The 6,089-nt window shown below is 59.8% G+C and carries 8 protein-coding genes; 6 read left to right on the plus strand and 2 right to left on the minus strand.

Features of this window, described 5'->3' with window-relative positions:
- Positions 1 to 259: 259 nt before the first annotated feature.
- Entirely contained in the window at positions 260 to 715 is a 456-nt protein-coding gene (locus ACH2EH_RS04030; protein WP_395139186.1) for an RrF2 family transcriptional regulator, read from the minus strand.
- Between the two features lie 32 nt (positions 716 to 747).
- Between ACH2EH_RS04030 and ACH2EH_RS04035 the strand changes: the two genes are divergently transcribed.
- The 6 genes from ACH2EH_RS04035 to ACH2EH_RS04060 all read left to right on the plus strand — a co-directional run bounded on the left by ACH2EH_RS04035 (position 748) and on the right by ACH2EH_RS04060 (position 5,206).
- Entirely contained in the window at positions 748 to 1,872 is a 1,125-nt protein-coding gene (locus tag ACH2EH_RS04035; RefSeq protein ID WP_395139188.1) for a GNAT family N-acetyltransferase, read from the plus strand.
- A gap of 12 nt (positions 1,873 to 1,884) precedes the next feature.
- Entirely contained in the window at positions 1,885 to 2,295 is a 411-nt protein-coding gene (locus ACH2EH_RS04040; RefSeq protein WP_395139190.1) for a hypothetical protein, read from the plus strand.
- 65 nt (positions 2,296 to 2,360) lie between these two features.
- A complete protein-coding gene (locus ACH2EH_RS04045; RefSeq protein ID WP_395139192.1) occupies positions 2,361 to 3,044 on the plus strand; it encodes a M48 family metallopeptidase in 684 nt (227 codons plus the stop codon).
- Complete coding sequence (locus ACH2EH_RS04050) at positions 3,041 to 3,718, plus strand: glycosyltransferase family 2 protein (RefSeq protein ID WP_395139194.1); 678 nt, start codon at positions 3,041 to 3,043, stop codon at positions 3,716 to 3,718. Before ACH2EH_RS04045 ends, ACH2EH_RS04050 begins: the two co-directional genes overlap by 4 nt.
- Positions 3,715 to 4,446 carry a zinc ribbon domain-containing protein gene (locus ACH2EH_RS04055; protein WP_395139196.1) on the plus strand — a complete coding sequence of 244 codons (732 nt, stop codon included), beginning with the start codon at positions 3,715 to 3,717 and terminating at the stop codon, positions 4,444 to 4,446. The genes ACH2EH_RS04050 and ACH2EH_RS04055 overlap by 4 nt, the downstream gene beginning before the upstream one ends.
- A 46-nt stretch (positions 4,447 to 4,492) precedes the next feature.
- Entirely contained in the window at positions 4,493 to 5,206 is a 714-nt protein-coding gene (locus ACH2EH_RS04060) for a matrixin family metalloprotease (protein ID WP_395139199.1), read from the plus strand.
- Here the strand turns inward: ACH2EH_RS04060 and ilvE are convergent.
- A partial coding sequence (gene ilvE / locus ACH2EH_RS04065; protein ID WP_395139201.1) for a branched-chain-amino-acid transaminase occupies positions 5,207 to 6,089 on the minus strand: 883 nt, incomplete at its 5' end.

The following is a 6,089-nucleotide window of genomic DNA, read 5'->3' on the forward strand; positions in this document are numbered from 1 at the left end:
GCTTCGGCTCCGTCGGTGACGCGGTTGAGGCGCACCAGCGGCGTGTTGCCAATCAGCTCCGTCGGGTTATTGTATATCTTCATCATTCTTCTCTCTCGCTCCTCTGTTTCTCGCTCCCATGAACGGGAGCGTCTTATTGTCCTCGCAGGCTCCGACACGAAGGCCGCAAGCGGCCATATGGGCGGGACGCCCTTTGTGTCCGAGGCACGAGGACAATATCACGCCCCCGTTTATGGGAGCGACTGCTTCGGCGGGGCGACTAAATATGCATTGCCAAAAAACCCTCGCGGGTAGTGGCGCGGCGCTCCAAAAGCTCCGCGACGGTCACATTCTCCACGACGGAGAGCAGCGCGGCTCGAAGCTCGCGCCAGACACCGCGCACGACCTGCACTTCGGGGATCGCCCCTAGAGACTCAGGCTCCTCAGGAGTGCCCGAGATGAGCTCATGGGGAATCAGCGGCCCGGAGAGCGCCCGCAGGATCGCCCCAACAGTCACACGCTCCGGGGTATCTGCGAGAACGTAGCCGCCGCCCGCCCCTCGAATCGAGCGCACCACTTCGGCGCGGCGCAGCGACGCGAGAAGCTGCTCCAAGAAGGGCTCGGGGATCTGCTGACGCGCCGCGATCTCCCGCGCCTGCACGGGCGCGGTGCCTCCCTGTGCTGCCAGATCCAGCACCGCACGCAGGCCATAGTCTTCTTTGGTCGTAAATGTCATATAATTTGATCGGAATTAAGTATAACGGATAGTTGCTGAAAGAGCAAGGTACAATGGCCACCGTGCTTAAGATTCACTGTGTCTCCGATTTTGAGGAGCTAGAGATGCCCTGGAAGCTGCTCGCGGCGGCATCACAGAGCGCGACAATCTTCCAGACCTGGGAGTGGAGCACTGCGTGGTGGACGCACAATCGGGCGGGTAAGAAACTTTTTGCACTGCGTGTTGAAGACAGTGCGGGCAGCGTCATCGGACTGGCGCCCCTCTTTCGCTCCGCCGGAGTGCTACGCGTAGTGGGCACGGGCGGCTCGGACTATCTTGATTTTCTGGCACTACCCGAGCGTGAGCAAGACGTGGCGGAGGCGATTGCACAGTGGCTTCAGCAAAATCGCACGCGCTGGCTCTGGGCGGATCTTCAGCAAGTGCGGCCCGAAAGTGTCGCCCCGAGGCTGCCCGGTGCCCAGATCTGGCAAGGCGAGACGTGCCCGTTTGTACCACTGCCCGAGACCTACGATGCCTTTTTGAAAAGTCTGAGTAAGAAACTGCGCCAGAATGTCGGGTACTACGAGCGCTCTATGGCAAAGCTACACACCCTGGAGCTGCGCCTCGCCACTTTCGAGACGCTGCGGGAGGACATGGAGGCATTTTTCACGCTCCATCAGCTCCGCTGGCGAGGCCGCTGGATGCCTGGTGCGTTTGCCTCGCACGCCGCCCGTGCTTTTCACCGTGATGCGGCAGAGAGCCTGCTGGTATCCGGGAACCTGCGCCTGCACACGCTCCGGCTGGATGGCAAGCCCGTCGCGGCGCTCTACTGTTTCCATAAAGGCTCCACTACATTTTACTACTTGGGAGGCTTCGATCCGACGCTCTCGAAGCTCTCGCCGGGAACGGTGCTCACGGCCAAGGCAATTCAGCACGCCATTGAGGCGGACGGCGCGTCACAGTTTGATTTTTTGCGTGGTGATGAAGGCTATAAGTACCGCTGGGGAGCACAGGATCGCTGCAATCAGCGTGTCTCACTCACGCCTGTCGGGATCGTGCAGCCGCTCGGGATGCTGCTGGCAACCTCGGGACGGCTCGCGCTGTCTCTAGAGCTGAGGCTAAAGCATGCCATGCACGCACACCACGGCGGCAAAGTCCCCCCGCCGGGCGGGGGATAGGGGGTTGGCTTTATGAAGTTTTTTAGCGCACTGTTTCGCTGGCTGTTTTTTACGGCGCTTACGGCGGCACTGATCTGGAATATAGGGCAGGTGCAGCAGCTCAAGACCGAGCTTGTACAGCTTCGGAGAGCCTCAGGGAAGCACACCGCGGCTCCCGGCGACAAGCCTACACTGACACGCTCGCTGGCGCTACTTCGGGAGTCTAAGGCACATGCGGAAAAAGCACAGGCGTTACTGAAGGCTAAAAAAGTCGAAGAGGCGGCGCGTGAAACGAAGCTAGCAGCGGAGACAGCACAGAAAGCCTATGCGGGTGCACAGGGGGCCGACCCGCTCGGCGAGCTGCAAAGTACGGTACAATCCCTATCAAAACAAGTGGGATCTCTCTGGGAGACCGAGAGAAAGAAAGAACCAAAAAAGCCATGAGAAGGTTCTGGTGTGCCTCATTGGCCCTGCTGGCGCTTGCCAGTTTCGGGTGCAAGGGGGGCGGATTGCCCTCCAAAGAAAAAGAAGTCGAGCTTGGTCAGCAGTTTGCTCGTGAGTACGAGCAGAAGCTCCCGGATGGGCCGATTATCACCCGTGGCCCCGAGTACGAGCGCGTGCAGCGTGTGGCGGCGAAGCTCCTGCCTCTGGCCCGCAAAGACTGGGACGTTCCCTACACGGTAAAAGTGGTGCAGTCCGACCAGATCAACGCCTTCGCCGTGCCCGGTGGTCCGATTTATTTCTACACGGGCCTCATTCGGCTAACCGACTCAGATGATGAGCTGGCCTCCGTGCTCGGGCATGAGATCTCCCACATTACCAAGCGCCACTCGATGAAGCAGATCAAAAAGAGCAATGAGACGGCGACACTTCTTGGCCTGGCAAATATCCTACTGCGTGGTGGCGAGAATGGCGAGAAAGTTGCTGGGATTCTCACGGGAGTCAAGGCCCTGGAGTTCTCACGCGGTGATGAGACGCAAGCTGACGAGTTTGGTTTTAAGTACCTGGTGGGAATGAACTACCGGCCCGAGGCGATGGCAAGTTTCTTTAATAAGATGCAGGCCAAGACCGGCGGGGGCGGGGGCGGAAGGCTTGATCAGTTTCTCTCATCCCACCCCATGACAAGTAAGCGCATTGACGCCGCGCTGCGCCGCGCCGTTAACTACCGGAAGGGAACCTACAAAGCCCCGTGAGGGTTGTCGCGATTGTGCCTGCCTACAACGAAGGCCGACGGATCTTGCCCGTTTTGGACGTGCTTGCCGCCGCGCCATCGGTGGACGGTATTATCGCCGTGGACGATGGTTCCACTGATGATACGTTTTCTGTGGCAAACCAGCACTCTGCCTGTTTGGTGGGAAAACTGCGCGTGATCCGGCAAGAACCCAATCAGGGCAAGGGTGCGGCGATGCAGCGCGGTGCCGATGAAGCAGATGGTGCGGATATATTGCTCTTTCTGGATGCGGATCTGACCGGGCTGAGCATCGCCCATGTGGAGAACCTACTCGCGCCGGTGAAGAGTGGCGAGAAAGTGATGGCGCTGGGAGTCTTCCGAGGCGGGAACTTCTGGACGACACTGGCACAGATCCTCGCACCCAATATCTCCGGCCAGCGTGCCATCCGCCGGGAGGTTTTTCTCAGCGTTCCGTGTCTTGCCGATGCGCGCTATGGCGTTGAGCTGGCGATCACGAGCTTTGTCATGGGCGAGGGGCTTCCCATGACCGATGTGGTGCTTAAAGATGTTTCCCACCCCACCAAAGAAGCTAAACTCGGCCTTCTCCGTGGCGTACGGGCGCGCGCTCGTATGTACCAGCAAATGATGCCGTTTCTGATGCGCCGCTACAACCCCAAGCGAAAGCGAAAACTATGAGTAAACCTCTCCGCGACGATCTGCTGAGCTTACTGGCGCTGCAGGTGGTGGATTCGCAGATCGACAAGGCAAGAGCAACCCTTGCGGCAACAGACAATGGCTCAGCCGCTCTCGGGCTCTACAACACCAGGAAGAAAGAAGCGGAGGTGTTGCGCGCGGTAGCCACAAAGGCGCAGACAAACCAGAAAGATGCCGAGCTGAAGCTGGAAACTATCGAGACCAAGCGCAAGCACGAAGAAAAACGCCTCTACAGTGGCAGTGTCACCGGCTCCCGGGACCTGGAAAATCTTCAGAAAGAGCTAGACATGCTGGTACGCCAGAAAGACAGTGCCGAGGAAGTGGTTCTACTCGCCATGGACGCCGCGGCGGAGGCAGTGGCAATCGCTGAGAACGCGGAGAAAGAGCAGCTTCTCCAGGCCAGCCGCTTCAAGAAGACCCGGGCCAGCTACGAGGCACGCCACAAAGAGCTGACGGTGGAGTTCGAGGGGCTAAAAGCACCACGCGATACTGCCGAACGCGAAATCAGTGACAAGAGCCTGCTGGCCCGCTACGAGGCGCTGCGTGGCAAGAAAAACGGGGGCGGGGTTGCTTGCTCCGGCATCGGTGAGGATGATGCCTGTGGGGCGTGCCATACCCGTGTCAACTCGCAGTCTGCCAGTGCGGCGCGGCGTGGGGAGACGCTCGTTTCCTGCGAGCACTGTGCACGAATCCTGACTCCCTTGGCCTAGATTCTTGCTTGCGAAGCAGGGACTGGTAGGACTACGGTAGGCCACTATGCAAAAAGTGCCGATCACTAAGACTGTGAAACTTCTCTATGCTTGGATACCCGCCGCTCTTTTGCTCGGGGGTGTTGGAGTGCTTACGGGATGCTCCGCCGGAAGCGTAGCCCCCACACCCGCTCCCGTCTCATCGCGTCCGTACGAACCCAACTACCGTGATGCCCTCGGGGAAGGACGTCAGTGGACAAAGCTTGCGCTACGCTACCGGGTTAATTTAGTGGCAGGGCAGGAGAGTGACGCACGGTTCCAGACCGCTCTGGCTTCCTGGGAGCCGTACTTTTCTGAGTTCTTTACATTCACGCCCACCACGGGCACCGATTTTGATATCGAGGTGAAGTCCGTGCCCGCCGACTCGCTCGGTGGAGATATCATCGGTAGCACCACTGTCACCTTCCAGCGCAGCGATAGCAAGATTGTCAAGGCGAAGATTCTGGTGGATGGGAGCCTGAGTGACGAGCTGCTGGCCCAGGTTCTTGCACACGAGCTGGGGCATGCGCTCGGGCTGGATGGGCACAGCCCCGAGGTGAGTGATGTGATGTTTGCCCGCGCCCACCTTCCCCTCGCGATTACCGAACGGGATCGCAACACGCTCTTTGCTGTCTATGCCGACAAGTTGGCCTCCTCTGGACGTGCCGAGTCCCAGACACCACGAGGCTTTGATCTGGTCACAACGACCGTCTGCCAGTTTCACCGCGACGAGCGCCGCTAATCAGATCGGCGTACCCGTGGTTTGGGTGTAGGTGCGGAACGCCTCGACGAGCCGGGCGGTGACCGGGCCGGGCTTGCCGCCTCCGATCAGGCGCTCATCGAGCGAGACGGCGGGAATGATCTCGGCGGCGGTTCCGGTGAGGAAGCACTCGTCGGCGGAGTAGAGATCAAAGAGAGTCAGGTTCTCCTCAACGACCTTCAGCCCGAGCTGCTCCTGGGCCAGCTTGATGGCCACCCCCCGCGTGATGCCCTTCAGACAGCCCGCCGACGGCGGCGGGGTGGACAGAGCGCCGTCTCTTAGGATAAACACATTGTCGCCGGTGGCCTCCGCAACGTAGCCCTGCTGGTTGAGCATGATGCCCTCACCCGCTCCGACCCGGTTGGCTTCCATTTTAGCGAGAATATTGTTGATGTACTTGCCAGTGCATTTGATCCGTGGGTCAATGGCATCGGGCGACGGCACCCTTGTGGAGCAGGTGATCATGCGGAGGCCCTTTTCGTACAGCTCCGAACCATAAAGCGCGAGCTGGCGCGTGGCGATCATGAAGTTGACTTTTGGCTCCAGGTGCTCCGGGTCGAGCCCCAGCCCGGTGCCGCGTGTCAGGTTCACCCGGATGTAGCCGTTCTGGTGGTCGTTCTTGCGGCAAATCGCCAGAATCGCTTCGCTGGCTTTCGCCTCGTCAAGCTCTCCGAGAGGGAACCCAAGCGCACGGGCACCCGCGAGCAGTCGCGCCGCGTGCGCTGGCAGCTCAAACACGTTACCGTTGTAGACCCGGATGCCCTCAAAGACGCCGTCGCCGTAGAGAAACCCGTGGTCGAAGAGGGGGACAGTCGCCTGCTCTTTGGGAACAAACTCCCCGTTGAAGTACACAAACTCAGCCATG

It is taken from the genome of Armatimonas sp. (assembly GCF_043760365.1).
In the GTDB taxonomy this organism is placed as follows: Bacteria; Armatimonadota; Armatimonadia; order Armatimonadales; family Armatimonadaceae; genus Armatimonas.

Excerpts from the sequence above, each read along its gene's own strand:
- ACH2EH_RS04055 (WP_395139196.1), top strand. The coding sequence starts at position 3,715 with ATGAGTAAACCTCTCCGCGACGATCTGCTGAGCTTACTGGCGCTGCAG.
- ACH2EH_RS04040 (WP_395139190.1), top strand. The coding sequence starts at position 1,885 with ATGAAGTTTTTTAGCGCACTGTTTCGCTGGCTGTTTTTTACGGCGCTT.
- ACH2EH_RS04030 (WP_395139186.1), bottom strand. The coding sequence starts at position 715 with ATGACATTTACGACCAAAGAAGACTATGGCCTGCGTGCGGTGCTGGAT.
- ACH2EH_RS04060 (WP_395139199.1), top strand. The coding sequence starts at position 4,493 with ATGCAAAAAGTGCCGATCACTAAGACTGTGAAACTTCTCTATGCTTGG.